Source organism: Sphingomonas sp. AC411 (assembly GCF_979253035.1).
In genome coordinates this window covers 58,490-71,687 of the sequence record NZ_CEEDAQ010000002.1, presented here as the reverse complement: position 1 = coordinate 71,687, position 13,198 = coordinate 58,490, and the positions used below count along the sequence as shown (strand labels likewise).

At 63.7% G+C, this 13,198-nt stretch carries 15 protein-coding genes and 2 pseudogenes; 10 read left to right on the top strand and 7 right to left on the bottom strand.

All coding sequences use genetic code 11. The features are described from left to right. Positions 1-10: 10 nt before the first annotated feature. The 8 genes from AC0IX7_RS20825 to AC0IX7_RS20790 all read left to right on the top strand — a co-directional run bounded on the left by AC0IX7_RS20825 (position 11) and on the right by AC0IX7_RS20790 (position 4,761). The gene (locus tag AC0IX7_RS20825; protein ID WP_471814146.1) at positions 11-313 is read left to right on the top strand and encodes a hypothetical protein; all 303 of its coding nucleotides are present in this window, start codon (positions 11-13) and stop codon (positions 311-313) included. Positions 314-357: 44 nt separating this feature from the next. Next, the gene (locus AC0IX7_RS20820) at positions 358-546 is read left to right on the top strand and encodes a hypothetical protein (protein ID WP_471814144.1); all 189 of its coding nucleotides are present in this window, start codon (positions 358-360) and stop codon (positions 544-546) included. Continuing rightward, entirely contained in the window at positions 546-698 is a 153-nt protein-coding gene (locus tag AC0IX7_RS20815) for a hypothetical protein (RefSeq protein ID WP_471814142.1), read from the top strand. Before AC0IX7_RS20820 ends, AC0IX7_RS20815 begins: the two co-directional genes overlap by 1 nt. 210 nt (positions 699-908) lie before the next feature. After that, positions 909-1,208, top strand: a complete 300-nt coding sequence (locus AC0IX7_RS20810; protein ID WP_471814140.1) for a hypothetical protein — start codon at positions 909-911, stop codon at positions 1,206-1,208. 909 nt (positions 1,209-2,117) lie between these two features. After that, positions 2,118-3,395, top strand: a complete 1,278-nt coding sequence (locus AC0IX7_RS20805) for a sugar transferase (protein ID WP_471814138.1) — start codon at positions 2,118-2,120, stop codon at positions 3,393-3,395. 70 nt (positions 3,396-3,465) lie between these two features. Continuing rightward, positions 3,466-4,032 carry a glycosyltransferase family 2 protein gene (locus AC0IX7_RS20800; protein WP_471814137.1) on the top strand — a complete coding sequence of 189 codons (567 nt, stop codon included), beginning with the start codon at positions 3,466-3,468 and terminating at the stop codon, positions 4,030-4,032. Continuing rightward, complete coding sequence (locus tag AC0IX7_RS20795; RefSeq protein ID WP_471814135.1) at positions 4,026-4,418, top strand: hypothetical protein; 393 nt, start codon at positions 4,026-4,028, stop codon at positions 4,416-4,418. The genes AC0IX7_RS20800 and AC0IX7_RS20795 overlap by 7 nt, the downstream gene beginning before the upstream one ends. 199 nt (positions 4,419-4,617) lie before the next feature. Beyond that, a complete protein-coding gene (locus AC0IX7_RS20790) occupies positions 4,618-4,761 on the top strand; it encodes a hypothetical protein (protein WP_471814133.1) in 144 nt (47 codons plus the stop codon). 138 nt (positions 4,762-4,899) lie between these two features. On the opposite strand, the gene AC0IX7_RS20785 is transcribed toward AC0IX7_RS20790, so the two are convergent. Continuing rightward, the gene (locus AC0IX7_RS20785) at positions 4,900-5,343 is read right to left on the bottom strand and encodes a hypothetical protein (protein ID WP_471814131.1); all 444 of its coding nucleotides are present in this window, start codon (positions 5,341-5,343) and stop codon (positions 4,900-4,902) included. 331 nt (positions 5,344-5,674) lie between these two features. On the opposite strand from AC0IX7_RS20785, the pseudogene AC0IX7_RS20780 reads away from it, so the two are divergent. Further along, a pseudogene (locus AC0IX7_RS20780) lies at positions 5,675-6,771 on the top strand (acyltransferase family protein). Between the two features lie 119 nt (positions 6,772-6,890). On the opposite strand, the gene AC0IX7_RS20775 reads toward AC0IX7_RS20780, so the two are convergent. Together AC0IX7_RS20775 and AC0IX7_RS20770 are read right to left on the bottom strand one after the other, a co-directional pair. Then, complete coding sequence (locus AC0IX7_RS20775; protein ID WP_471814130.1) at positions 6,891-7,127, bottom strand: hypothetical protein; 237 nt, start codon at positions 7,125-7,127, stop codon at positions 6,891-6,893. Continuing rightward, entirely contained in the window at positions 7,124-7,480 is a 357-nt protein-coding gene (locus AC0IX7_RS20770) for a hypothetical protein (protein ID WP_471814128.1), read from the bottom strand. The genes AC0IX7_RS20775 and AC0IX7_RS20770 overlap by 4 nt, the downstream gene beginning before the upstream one ends. Positions 7,481-7,490: 10 nt before the next feature. On the opposite strand from AC0IX7_RS20770, the gene AC0IX7_RS20765 reads away from it, so the two are divergent. Beyond that, entirely contained in the window at positions 7,491-8,051 is a 561-nt protein-coding gene (locus tag AC0IX7_RS20765; protein ID WP_471814127.1) for a hypothetical protein, read from the top strand. 61 nt (positions 8,052-8,112) lie between these two features. Here the strand turns inward: AC0IX7_RS20765 and AC0IX7_RS20760 are convergent, their stop codons facing one another. From AC0IX7_RS20760 to AC0IX7_RS20745, 4 genes and pseudogenes are all read right to left on the bottom strand, one after another. After that, entirely contained in the window at positions 8,113-9,591 is a 1,479-nt protein-coding gene (locus tag AC0IX7_RS20760; protein WP_471814126.1) for a polysaccharide biosynthesis tyrosine autokinase, read from the bottom strand. Positions 9,592-9,699: 108 nt separating this feature from the next. Continuing rightward, positions 9,700-10,092 (bottom strand): annotated as a pseudogene (locus AC0IX7_RS20755) (Wzz/FepE/Etk N-terminal domain-containing protein); the annotation flags it as partial. 174 nt (positions 10,093-10,266) lie between these two features. Further along, positions 10,267-10,962, bottom strand: coding sequence for a polysaccharide biosynthesis/export family protein (locus tag AC0IX7_RS20750; protein WP_332756443.1), 696 nt, complete (start codon positions 10,960-10,962; stop codon positions 10,267-10,269). 59 nt (positions 10,963-11,021) lie between these two features. Continuing rightward, positions 11,022-12,518, bottom strand: a complete 1,497-nt coding sequence (locus AC0IX7_RS20745; RefSeq protein WP_471814125.1) for an O-antigen ligase family protein — start codon at positions 12,516-12,518, stop codon at positions 11,022-11,024. Positions 12,519-13,198 lie beyond the last annotated feature (680 nt).

The following is a 13,198-nucleotide window of genomic DNA, read 5'->3' as shown; positions in this document are numbered from 1 at the left end:
GAGATGGTAGATGGTGGACGGCGAGGACGAAGCGGCACGGGCGTTCGAGGACCTGCGCGCCGAGGTGTCGTTGTTGCGCCGCGCGGTCGAGCGCCTGGCGGCCGAGCGCGCCGAACCGTCGGACACGCCGGACTATGCCGAGACGCTGGGTGTCATGGCACAGAACATCTCCGCGGCCGCGCAGCGCATCGAGGCGGTGGTGAGCAGTCCAGCGCTGGCGCTGACTCCGCACGAGTTCGGCCGGCAGATCATAGAGGTTGGAACTGCGGGCGGAGCGAGGATCGCCGTGCCATCGCCGCTGCCCGGCAGGTGATCGAGGAGGTCGCAACGAAGCTGGGTCGTCAGCTAGGACTTCGCATGTCATGGCGGAGGATCAGCGGCGCCAACGTCGGCGCGACAGTTCTGATCGCGCTGTTGGTGGGGGCGCTGCTGTGGGCGATCCTCGCCGGCCCGATCGTACGCAGCCTACCGACGCGCTGGCTGTTGCCGGAGCGGATGGCGGCGCGGACCTTGCGCATGCCGATGTGGAAGGCGGCCAGCACCTGATGCGGACGGCATCGCCCAGCGCGTTCGCCGAAATCGTTGCGGGCAACCGGCTGGTAGCTGGTGACCGCGAAACGCTGGTGGCCTGTCGCAAGCGGGCTGTTCGCGCAGGCAAGACTGTGCACTGTGCAATCGAGGTCAAGCCGGAGGGCTGAGGCTCCGTACTTGTCATAAACCAGGTGAGAACCGGGCATGAAGGACGAAACAGGCGCTTCGAAATTTGGTGCTATTTACGGGCGTTTGATAGATTCTCGGCTCTGGTTATTGCAGTTGTTTTGGCGGTCCTGCAATTTTCGGGATGGACCTACCGCCAATCCCTTCTCAAAAGGTTTAGTATAGATCCATCGAGTCTCAGTAGCTCAAACGTGGCAATTTCCGTCGAAGGATTTACGGCAATCGTGACGACGTTTGTCGCTTGGGCTATCGCAAGCGTGTCATTGTTTGTGCTGGCGCTCGGCGCCTGGTTTTTCATTCGTTGGGTTGAGCGGCGGAGAGGGAACGGCGGTACTCTGACAGATCAGACCAGCATCCTTGTGGCTCAGGCTTGCTGTTTCCTTTTGGCGCTGATGATTGTTCTCGCGAGCGGATCGATCGCCGGCCGGGAGGCTGCGGAAGACCGGATTGCCAATGTTCGCCGTGGGAGAAGTCTGGACCTACCATCTTGAGCGGGAAACGATCGCCGGCGTGCCGATTGCGCAAAGCAATGACACCATGTGGATCCTTACCAAGGCCGGGGTCCGGTTGGTTCGAACGACAGATATCCGGCTGATAAACGGACCACTTCTCAAAAAGCTCGCTGCTACATCTCATGGGTGAACGGCCCTTGGCTACCGGCAATCATTCACGATCGTTGACGCAGGGAAACCGGGGTGGTGGCTAGCCGAGCCTGTCGGCACGCTACGCTCCATACCGACCGCGCGGAGAGGCTGACGGGAGCGATCGACAGGCAGGGTGGTGAGCAACACACGGTTATACCGGGCGTCGGCACAGCAGTCTTGGCGGGTTGACGCTCGCCGAGTTTACGAACCGCCCCCGGCAAAGGGCATATAGCAATCCATGCCAACTTATCCGCGGCCTGGAAATGGGGAGCAGGTCACAGCGCTGACCATGGTGCAGGCCGTAAAGGCAGATACCCAGCATCTTCTCACCGGTACCCAGAATGCTCAGGCCACGGGCAGCCAGGGGCTACCACCGGTCCTGCCAGGCGTTGGGGCCTAAGCCTGTCCAGGTGCCGGGCAGAAGCCTCTGAACGACCTCCTACTCTCCTACCGCGGAAGCCCAATTGACCACGCAGGTCGAGATGCATTCCATCCACATATATGGTGGCCGACGCGCGCCCTACCGCCCGCTGCTTCGGGACTAACGGTTGTCGCCGATTCGTGGCATAGGCCGACGCTGGCGGGCAAGCCACTCAATTGGTCCACCGGAACAGACTTGATGAATATCCAGAGCAATCGTCGCTACGACAGCGTCGCGACCGCGACAGAGTCCCGATCCTCCCAGACTCCATGATCTCGGTCAGAAATATGGAGACGCGACGGATCCGCTGTTACGCAGCGTTGGCAGGTGCCGACGTGATTGCGATCGGCTTGGGATTTCTGTTCGCCAATCTGCTGTATCTCGGCACATGGTCCACGCTGCACGGCACGACGATGCTGAGCGTGCTCTTGCCGATCTATCTCTGGGTCGCGGCGATCAACGGATCGTATAACGGCGCAGTCCTGCGCGATCCGCGGGTCGGTGCATTCACCGCGATCCGCGCGATCGCGTTTGCGGCCGCGGCGATGCTGATCATCGCCTATTCCTTCAAGGTCGGCGCGGCGTTTTCTCGCTTTGTCTTCTGGACGGGCACGTTGAGCGCAGCCGGGCTGATCATCGGCGAGCGGCTGATCTTGGGTCGGATCATGCTGCGCCGGCTGGGAGGGACGCCGTTCAGCACCGTCGTGGTGGTCGACGGCATCGCCTGGACTGCGCCGTCGCATGGCATGATCCTCAATGCCGCCCAGATCGGGTTCGATCCCACAACTGAGGATCCGCTCGAATATCACCGGCTCGCCAAGCTCGTCGCGCATGCGGACCGCGTCGTGATCGCATGCCGTGACGATCGCGTGGTCGCCTGGGCGCACGTGCTGAAGAGCATGGCGGTAGACGGCGAGATCCTCACGCCCGAAGTCGATCGCATCGGCATGATCGGCGTCAGCCATTACCATAACCACCGTACGCTGGTGGTGTCGGCCGGACCGCTGCATCTGCGCGATCGCATCATGAAGCGGCTCTTCGACATCGTCGTCTCGGCGATCGCATTGGTAATGCTGTCGCCGTTGCTGGTGGGTATCGCGATCGCCATCCGTCTCGAATCCCCCGGTGCGGTCCTGTTCCGCCAGCAGCGGATCGGCCGGGACAACACGCTGTTCATGATGCTCAAGTTCCGCAGCATGTTCGACGACCAATGCGATGCGACGGCCAGCGTGTTGACGACCCGGAGCGACAGTCGCGTGACCCGGATCGGCCAGTTCATCCGGCGCAACAGCATCGACGAATTGCCGCAGCTGATCAACGTGCTGCGTGGCGACATGAGCATGGTCGGGCCGCGCCCGCATGCGTTGTCGGCCCGCGCGGCCGAACAGCTCTATTGGGAAATCGATGCCCGCTATCGGCATCGCCATGCGGTCAAGCCGGGCGTGACCGGTCTTGCGCAGATCCGCGGCTTTCGCGGGGCGACGGTTCTGACCGCAGACTTGACGAACAGGCTGTCGTCCGATCTCGAATATCTGCGCGACTGGTCGATGGGTAAGGATATGTGGATTTTGTTCAGGACCATCTTCGTCATCAGGCACGACAATGCCTTCTGATCCGGCCTTTCCGGTGCCCGAAACCGCAACTCAGCCCGGGACACAGCGGTGGACGATCGATCCGGCGCGCGTGTCGGTGGTCATTCCGACGCTCAATGCCGGCGCCTATCTGTCGGCGCTGTTGCCGGCGCTAGCAGGGCAGGGGCTCGCGCCCGAACAGTTTTTGATCGTCGATTCCGAATCCGACGACGATAGCTGCGCGGCGTTCCGCGCTTTCGGTGCGACGGTGGTGGGCATCGAGCGTCGCACGTTCAATCATGGCGGGACCCGGCAGCGCGCGGTCGAAATGCGGCCCGAGGCGGATATCGTCGTCATGTTGACGCAGGATGCCATTCCGCAGGCGCCGGATACGATCGCCCGACTGGTCGACGCGTTTGCCGACCCACAGGTCGGCATGGCCTATGGCCGGCAGCTGCCACGCACCGTCGCGCGCGGTATCGAGCGGCACGCTCGCCTGACCAACTATCCCCCGACATCGGAAACGCGGTCGCTCGAGGATCGCGCGCGAAGCGGCGTGAAGACGGTATTCTGTTCGGATTCCTTCGCCGCCTACCGCACTGCGGCGCTGGCGGCGGTGGGTGGCTTCCCCGAAGATGCCTTTTCGCGGAGGACCAACTGGTCGCCGGCCAGATGCTGATCGAGGGTTGGCGGATCGCCTATCGCGGTGATGCGGAGGTGATCCATAGCCACGGCTATACGATCGCCGAGGAATTCCGCCGGTATTTCGACGTCGGCGTGTTCCACGGTCGCAATCGCTGGCTGCTCGACACCTTTGGCAGGGCCGAGGAGGGGCTTCGCTTCATCCGCTCGGAGCTGACCTATCTGGCGCGGCACGACCCGCTGCAACTGCCCTCGGCGGTCACGCGGACCTTCGCCAAATATGCGGGCTACAAGATGGGCAGCCGCGAGGCCAAATTGTCGAACCGCTGGAAGCAGCGCCTGTCGATGCAACCCCTTCTACTGGCGGCAGCGCGACCGCGCCGAGCGACAGGCCTGAGCGACGTCAGGTCGTCCGGGCTGTAGTTAGATCGGCGATTTCCGTGTTGAAACGGCAGGACAGCGGGGCTCGGCTGTCCTGCAAAACGTGACCGGACCTGAGGGGTGCCGTCGAATCTACCCTGAAACACGTACATATATACCATGTATTCCGTGACTTACCGGCGATACAAAGATCTCGGTGCAGCTTTTGACGCATCGATTTCAAGGATTTTCGGCCAAACCCATGCCAGAAAACGATCGCCAATATTATGTCGCCAGGGCTGCCGAGGAGCAGTCCATTGCGGAAATGACCAGCGACGGATGTGCGAAAGCCGCGCATCTCGAACTCGCCCGTCGGTACGCCGATCTGGCGAACGGCAAGGTCTAAGCGTACTTCGCCTTGCCAAACCTTGCCCCGGATCGTGATGCCCAGGTCATCCCAAAGGGCGCTGGCAAGCGCAACTCTCGAGGTCGACCGGCGGGAGCACATCGCCGATCGTCACGCCCGATAGTCCGCAGCGCTCGATCACTTCGATCGCAGCAGGCGCAGGATCACCGGGCGTTCGAGCGCGGCCATCGTGACGAAACCGGTGTCGTCGGGATGGACGGGATCCGCCAGCGGTATCCCGCCCTTGTCCTGCGCGCGGGCATAATCGATCACGACGATCCCTGCGGCCGCGATCTCGCCGGACTTGATCATCGCATTGAGCGCAAGGCGTTCGCGTTCCTTGTCGGGCGGGAAATGGCGCGCCAGGATGGTCCCGACGGCGACCTTCCAGCCGCTCGCTTTCAGGCCCGTCACATAGGTTCGCAAGGTGCCGTACAGCGCAGGCGCCTTGTCGTCCTGTTCAAGGTCGTTCGAGCCTGCCCGGACGATCGCGACGTTGCGGACGCCCGGTCGCTTGATCGCGCCGATATCGTTTATTCCGGCGATCGACCCTAGCGTTATGCCGTTGATCCCCTTGTTCACGACATCGACCTTCGTCCCGAAGCGTTGCGCGAAAAGCGCGGGTCGGGATTTGGTGGCGGGGTCCGAAGAACCCCTGCCCGAAAGTGATACTGTCGCCCACGAACACCACTTGGTCGCGCTGCAATTTGATGTATGGCGATAGTGCTGATGCGGATCCGGTCGCAACGGCGAGGCCAAGGCCGGTGGCAAGCCAAGCGGCCTTCGCGATGGCAGATCCCCGACCTAGCCTGCGGTAAACACGGGATATTATGTCGATCGCCTCCGTTGCCTCCATTCCGGTCTTTGCATACCCGGAGGGCTTACACCCCTTCATAATTCGGATCCGCTAGCAGTGCAAGACAAGCGTACATTCCTGCGTATCCAGATATTGCGGTTCATCGCTGCTGCCGTCGTCGTCGCCTATCATGCGCAGATCACGACAATATCCTATTTTGGGGGCGGCGATCCCTATCCGTTACTTGAACTGGGGGTCTACGGCGTCGACCTGTTCTTCGTCATCTCGGGCTTCATCATCGTCTTCATCGGCTCGAGCCGGAGACGACGGCGTCGGTGTTCGTGAAGCGCCGAGTCGAGCGGATCGTTCCGATGTACTGGATCATGACCGCCGCGACGTTTGCCCTGACGCATATCCTGGGGCTGGCGCGAAACGAGGTTTCGGGGCCTGGCCACCTTCTCCAGTCGCTGCTGTTCGTGTCGTGGGTCAACGGACCCGAGACCTATCCGGTGTTGAACGTCGGCTGGACGCTCGAATACGAGGTGTTGTTCTATGCCGTCGCCGCGGCGTCGATGGCCCTGACCAAGCGCGCCTGGGCGACGGCCGCGTTCGTCATGCTCGCCCTCGTCCTGTCGGGGCGGGGAACGTCCTTCTTCCTGCAGAATCCGATCATGATCGAGTTCGTGTTCGGGATGACGATCGGCACGTTCCTCTACGATCGCCGGCTGTTCCCCTGGATGCTGCTCGGCTGTGTTCTGGTCCTGCTGACCCTGCCGATGAACGGTGCGGCGTGGCGGGTCTGGGCGTTCGGGGTGCCGTCGGCCGCGCTGGTCTCGCTCGCGATCTATGCCGATTTCCGCAAACCCTATTCGGGTTTCATACTGCCCGAGCTCGGCAATGCGTCCTATTCGATCTATCTCGTCCACGTGATCGCGATATCGTGCGTCTGCAAGGTCGCGTCGGTGGTGATGCCGAACCTGTCGACCGCGATCGGCGTGCCGGTGATATCGCTGTTCGCGATCGCCGTCGGCTATCTCTGCTATCGGCTGATCGAGCGAAACCTGCTTCGCGTGCTGGGTCGCAGGCGGCGCAAGGCAGCGCTGGTGACCAATCCCCTGTCCACGCCGAATAACGATACGCCGGATACACGACACGCCGAATACACGACGGTTGGCGCGCTCATGGTGACCCTGGGGCGGCGACCGAACCGGTAGCCGAGCCTTGGCTCAGCGAATGCGGACGTCGCCGATCGTGACCGATTGCGCATCCAGCCGGTCGCGCGTCACCAGCGCGAGCTGTTGTGCACCGCAGCCATCGCCCGGGACGTCGAACGTCACGCTGGACAATTCGTCGCTCGCCCGCGCGCCAGGCGGCGCGGCAGGATCTGCTTGGACGGCAGGCAGGTGATCGTCCATCCGGCAGCAGCGGTGCTTGGTGACCCATCGATCTTGGCGGTCAGGGTATGTTCGCCGGCAGGCAGGATCACCACCTGCGAGACCAGCGGCGTACCGCCCGCGATGTCGGTGGGGATGGTCAGCGACGACCCGCCCGGACCTTCGGCGAAGGTCATTGCGAGATCAGGGTTGAAGACCCATTCGAACCGGCTGGTCGGCGCGTCGTTGGGCCGCGCAGCCGCGAGTGCGAAATTGCCGTCATAGGGGACGTCGACAATCGGCTGGCGGGGACCTTGAAGGCGTTCGCCCAGACCTGTCGCGCCCGCTGGAACTGGCCGAGATCGATCAGGCGCTCGGCATAGCTCAGCCATTCGATCGACCCGATCGTCTGGCCGCGCGCCTGCATGTCGCGAAACAGCGCTTCCATGCCTGCGGTCGAGGTCGCGGGCAGGTTCTGGCGGATATCGGCGAAGAACGCACCGCGCCACATCGGCTTGTCGCCGAGACTGTCGACAAGCGCACCACGCAAGTGCGGCTCGGTGACCGCGGCCCGGAAAAGCGGCTGCGTCAGTTCGCCCGAACGGTTGCGGGCGCGCCAGCGCGTCGGCGCGCTGGATCACCGTGACATAGTCGTCGCGCATGACGGCATCGCGCAGGACCCACAATTGCGTCGGCGTGTCGCGCCAGCCGAGCGCGGCTGCCTGGCGCATGATCATGGCGCCCTGGTCGCGCTGCCCGAGCGCCTCGGTCGCGAGGCCGAGTACGCGCATGGCCCGGTCGTTGGTGGGATCGACCAGCAGGATGGACCGGGCGAGCGCGGCTGCCGGGCGCGTTGCCCGGCTGCCAACAGGCTCTGCGCCATGATCGACCCGGCTAGGGATGCGCGGCCGATCCGGTCGCCCCAGCAGGCGGGGATCGGAGGATCGGGCCGCCAACGACGCGACGCCGGCCGCGCTGATCTGCCAGCAAAGTCCCGTCCCCAGCAGTACGGCGACGAGCGTACGGGCTATGCGGCCCGTTTTGCCGCCCGTTTTTGCCGGACGTCGTGCGGATGGTTTCACCGGTATCCGGCATGCATTCAGCTCCGCGGATCGGTTTGACCATAGCTGTACGAATAGCCGTAATCGGTCGAATGCCCGATCACCTTGGCATCGAACTTCGTCAGCAGCGCACCGACCACATAGGCGCGCGCGCCTTGAGCCGGGTCAGGGCGATCCGTGCCTGGCGACCGCGGGCATGGTTGGCCTGGACCACGAACAGGGTCGCATCGACGTGCGAGGCGAGCGTGGGCGCATCGGCGAGGCCCAGCACCGGCGGGGCGTCGACCAGGATGATGTCGTAATCGTCCTTGATCTGATCGATCAGCTTGGCCAGCCCCAGTCCTGCGATCAGCTCGGCAGGATTGACGGGCAGGGGCCCGGCCGAGATGAAGTCGAGGTTCGGCGTGGTCGTATGCTGCAGCACTTCCTGCAGCGTCGCCTGGCGTGCCAGCAAATTGGCGAGGCCGAACTTGTTGGGCAGCTCCAGATTGCGATGCTGGGCCGGCTTGCGCATGTCGGCATCGATCAGGATCACGCGGCGACCGATCTGCGCGAACCCGCGGGCGAGCGCATAGGAGGTGGTCGACTTTCCTTCCGACGGCCCCGTGCTGGTCACCATCAGGCTGTGCGGCGCGCCGGTCGGCGTTGCGAGTTCGAGTGCCGCACGCAGCGCGCAATACGCCTCCGACGTCTCCGAGCGCACCTTCTGCAACTCGGTATTGGGGCTCTGGCCCGCGGCGAGCATCGGCACGAGTCCGATCATGCTCGTGCCGAGTTCGGTTTCGACGTCCTCCGACGAGCGGATCGCATCGTCGAAATGCTCGCGAAGCACGACATAGGCGACGCCCAGCAACAGGCCGGTGAACAGCGCCAGTGCGAGGTTGAGCAGCAGTCGCGGCGACACAGGCGTGATCGGCGGATCGGCACGGTCGATGATCGAGACGTTGTTCGACGACACGCCTGCGGTTGCGCTCACGCCCTTGTAGCGCTGGAGCAGCGCATCGTAGAGAGCGCGGTTGGTATCGACTTCGCGACGCAGGATGTTGGCCTGGACGCCACGACCCTGCTCGGTGAGCGTCGTGCCTTTCAGCTTGTCGAGATCGCGTTCGAGCGCCTTTTCCTGGCTCAAGGCGATCTGATATTGCTGACGGACGCCGTCGCGGATGCCGCTGGCGATGCGAGAAATCTGGTTGTTGAGCGTCTCGATCTGCGCCGCAGCCTGGGTCTGGCCGGGATAGCCCGACAGATAGCGCTTGGCGTTCTGGGCGTATTCCGCCTGTGCCTTGGCGCGCTCTTGGATCAGGACCTGGACCGCGGCGTTGCTCAGCACTTCGGGCTGGTTCAGCAGCGCCGTTCCTGATGCTTCACGCCACCGCTGCTCGGCCATGATGCGGTTGCTGACGGCCTGCGCATAGGCCTGGTTCAGCTGGATCAGGTTCGCCGTCGTCAGCGACTTCGGTCCCGAGGACTGGCCTTCGGACGACCCAGAACTCGCGTCGATCAGCCCGGCTGAACGCGCATAGGCGATCTGGGCACGCTCGGAGTTCCTCCAAGCGCTGGCGGGTCTGGGCCAGCTGGCCTTCGAGGAAGCGACGGGCATAGGCCGACGTGTTGAACTTGCGCTGGATGTTGCTGACGATGAAGCTGTCGGCAAAGCTGTTGGCAACCTGCGCCGACAGCTGGCGATCGGGGCTCGAGAACGAGATCGTCACGATCCGCGAGTCGACCGGAAGCTCGACGTCGAGATTCTTCTGGAGCGCGTCGACGACCTGCTCGCGACGCGTCTGGACGAGATTATAAGACCCCCGCGGTTCGGCCGCGGGGGTGATGTGCATTTCTCGAGGAAACTGTTGTTCCGATAGAGGCCGATCGATTCAGCGACCTGGCGCGCGAGAGTGCGGCTCTTGATCACGTCGATCTGGGTCTGGAGAAACCGGTCGCCATCGAGGATCGATTCACTCGGCTCGACATCGGTACCCGCCAGGATCTGTGCCGCCTGCTGGTCGATCTGGATGAGCGCGTCGGCCCGAAATATCGGCGTGCTCAGGAACGTGATCAGCAGGCCGAGCAGCATCGCCACGATGACCGTGATGAGCAGCTTGACGCGGTTGCGATAGGCTGCCGACCACCGGCGCGCAGATCGATCGGACCCTTGGTCTCGTCCGGCACGTCGTTGAGGAGCGGCGCATCCGCATCCGGGAAACGCGAAAGGCTGGGGGTGACACTATTCATGCGAGATCCGGACGAACGAGGGTATTTGATGGCGAAGCAAGGGTCAGTTCACGAGCGGAATGAAAAGCGCCGCGGCTGGGGCAAGGGTCAGCAGGTCGTATCCGACGGCCTTGATCGCCGAATTGCCGACGACGACGTAGTCGCCGCTCTGCAACACGGGGTCTGCAGCATCGCCATTGCGAATATCGCTAAGGTTGAAGAGCGCGCCCTGACGCTGACCATCGATGGTGCGGAAGACCGCGACCTTGTCGAATGTCGCGGTGCGGGTCACGCCTCGCGCCAGCGCAATCGACTGAAGCAACGTCGTATCGCCCTGCAAGCCGTAGACCCCGGGAATACCGACCGCACCATCGACCGTGACACTCTGCGCGCGCGATTCCGCGACGATCACCGACACCCGCGGATCGACCAGATACCGTGCAGCGAGCTGCGACTGGATCGAGTTTGCTAGCGCGGCTGTCGTCTGTCCCGCCGCGCGGATCCGGCCGATCAGCGGCAGCACCAGCGTGCCGCCCGTCTCGACGGGTGCTTCCTCGACCGACATGTCGGGCTCGCGGAACACCGTGATCGTCAGCTTGTCCTGGGGATTGATGCGGTACTCGGGCCGCGCATCCACGGGTATGGTCGCCGGAATGGTGTTGTAGGCAGCCGGACCAGCCGGCAGCTTCTTCCAGTTTTCGGACGAGACGCAAGCGCTGAGCGACATGCTCGACAGCAGGAGGAAACAACCAGCCTTCATTATGGCCTCTATCAAGATATTACCGGGCTACAGACTGTTTCTGCAACCGAGTTGGGCGCTTACCCGGGGTTTGCCCGATTGGCTAGAGCCTGACCTTTCGACGAGGACGGCGCGGGCGCTGTATCACGTCCGGTACCAAAAGGATTGGACGTGGCGGAAAACCGCAGCGGAGACGCGAGGATCGCTGCCAAAACTGCAAATATACAGGCCAGTAACAGCGTCCGCAAAGGATAGTCGACGATCGAGGCAGCCAGCAACAGCAGGATACCTGTCGCGGCCGTCAGCATCGGCGAAAAGTCCGGTGCGTCGATCCGGCCGCGCAGCCGCGACCATGCGGTGACGCCGAACCAGACGAGGAACGCGGCCACCAGCAACAGGCCGGGTACGCCCGCCTCGAGCGCGATTTCCATGAAGTCGGCATGCGCATGGTTGGTATAGGTCTGGTGCACGGCGTTGAGCGTCTCGCTCATCCGGAACACCGGGACGAACGTTCCGAAGCCCGATCCCCACGGCATGAACTGGCGGATTGCGGCGATCACGTCGGGCCAGAAGACGTACCGGCCTTCCTGGCTGGCACCGAACCGGTCGAGCGTTTCCTTCACGATCGACGACTGCGCGATCAGGATCGCGGCGACCACCAGGACCACGGCCGCGCCGACGGCGATCTTCCAGTGGCGCTTCACCAGCGCATAGCCCCCGAGAACGGGTACGCAGGCGAGAAGCGCGATCGGCAGCAACGCGATACCCGCACGCGACAGGCAGCCGAGCACCGCCAGCGCGAGGATCGCGATCACGATACCGGTCACCGCACGCTGCGTGCTTTGTTGCGCGAACCGCAGGGCGCTTCGGCCGAGCATGGCCGCCAACGGGATCGCCACCACCAGCAAGGCGGCATTGTGGTTCTTGTTGGCGAAGATCCCCTTGCCCTTGGTGGCATGCGGGGCGTCGTAGAGCGTCAGCCACATCGCGCCCTGCGCCTGGATCATCACCAGCACGGCGCTGACGACCGCTGCGGCGACGATGAGCAGGATCAGCTTAAGCTGTGCGTCGCGATCGAGATGCAGCGTCGCGACGAACATCGCGATCGGCGGGATGAGGAAATATCCTGCCTCGCGTGTCGCCGTCGGATCGAGGCTGAGCGGCAGCCATGTGCTACCTGCACCAATGACGTCGAGGACGCTGATGACCATCTCTCGTCCCGGCAACGCGCGCCACATGCCGGGCGGAAGCGGAATGACCTGCACGACGATCAGCAGCACGAGGGCTGCGATCAGCACCAGACCGGTCGTGACCGACCGGCTGCGGGGCGCGTACCATCCGCGCGCGAAGAACCATCCGAGCGCGAAGACGCCGGCGATCTCGACGAACATCCGCTGGATCGGTGAGATCGGGCTGCCGCCCCCGAGTAATAATGCCAGGCACAGCAAGCCGGCCGCCACGATGAAGTCGCCACGACGTGTAGTATAGCCGGTCTTCGCGATAACGTCGTCGCGGTGCGTGGGCTGGCCCGTCGCTGCGGTGACATCGTCGTGACGCGTAGTGTACGATGCGGTCACTTTTCCTCGCCCGTGATCGTCGGTAAGGTGCGCGTTTCGCATACGGGTTTCGGGATGGCAACGTCGACCACCGATCCGCTTCCCCATAGGCTCGCTTGATTCATGCCCATCGCCGCAGCTTTGCGTCCTCCCGTCCCGGCCAAGTCCAAGGTCAAATCCGGCTCCCGGCTCTGGTTCGTCGGCGCCCTTCCGCCCCCGCTGCATGGTCAGTCCAACTGTAATCGGGCCATGCTCGACTATTTTGTAGAGCATGGCGCACCGGTATGTTTGCGCGATACCGGGGGACGGGCGCAACGAAGCTCAAGCGGACCATCGGTGCGGCGCTTGCCTTGGCGATCGGCGGAAAACGCCGCGACCGCGCCTATCTTTCGGTCCCGGGACAGCGCGGCGTCTGGCTTTTCGTCCTGCTGGCCTCGATCCTGCGGCTGCGTGGCATCGAACACTGGATCCACCACCATAGTTTTCGCCCGATCAATCTGGCCCGGCGCGCGCGATGCGCGCGCTGGTCGCCGCAGGCGGGCGCCGCCAGCATCACATATTGCTGTCGAACGACATGCGACGCCGGTTCGCCAGCCTCTATCTGGACGATGAAACGGACGACCGCGCGACCAGCCTCTCCAACGCCTATCTGTTCGGCCCGCGGATCGACGAGGATCGTCCTCAGGCCCGCCCCAGCGCCC

What these genes read in the sequence shown, in the direction of transcription:
- AC0IX7_RS20825 (WP_471814146.1), top strand. Translation starts at nt 11, where the DNA reads ATGGTGGACGGCGAGGACGAAGCGGCACGGGCGTTCGAGGACCTGCGC.
- AC0IX7_RS20820 (WP_471814144.1), top strand. Translation starts at nt 358, where the DNA reads ATGTCATGGCGGAGGATCAGCGGCGCCAACGTCGGCGCGACAGTTCTG.
- AC0IX7_RS20815 (WP_471814142.1), top strand. Translation starts at nt 546, where the DNA reads ATGCGGACGGCATCGCCCAGCGCGTTCGCCGAAATCGTTGCGGGCAAC.
- AC0IX7_RS20795 (WP_471814135.1), top strand. Translation starts at nt 4,026, where the DNA reads ATGCTGATCGAGGGTTGGCGGATCGCCTATCGCGGTGATGCGGAGGTG.
- AC0IX7_RS20790 (WP_471814133.1), top strand. Translation starts at nt 4,618, where the DNA reads ATGCCAGAAAACGATCGCCAATATTATGTCGCCAGGGCTGCCGAGGAG.
- AC0IX7_RS20775 (WP_471814130.1), bottom strand. Translation starts at nt 7,127, where the DNA reads ATGACCTTCGCCGAAGGTCCGGGCGGGTCGTCGCTGACCATCCCCACC.
- AC0IX7_RS20760 (WP_471814126.1), bottom strand. Translation starts at nt 9,591, where the DNA reads ATGCCCGTCGCTTCCTCGAAGGCCAGCTGGCCCAGACCCGCCAGCGCT.
- AC0IX7_RS20750 (WP_332756443.1), bottom strand. Translation starts at nt 10,962, where the DNA reads ATGAAGGCTGGTTGTTTCCTCCTGCTGTCGAGCATGTCGCTCAGCGCT.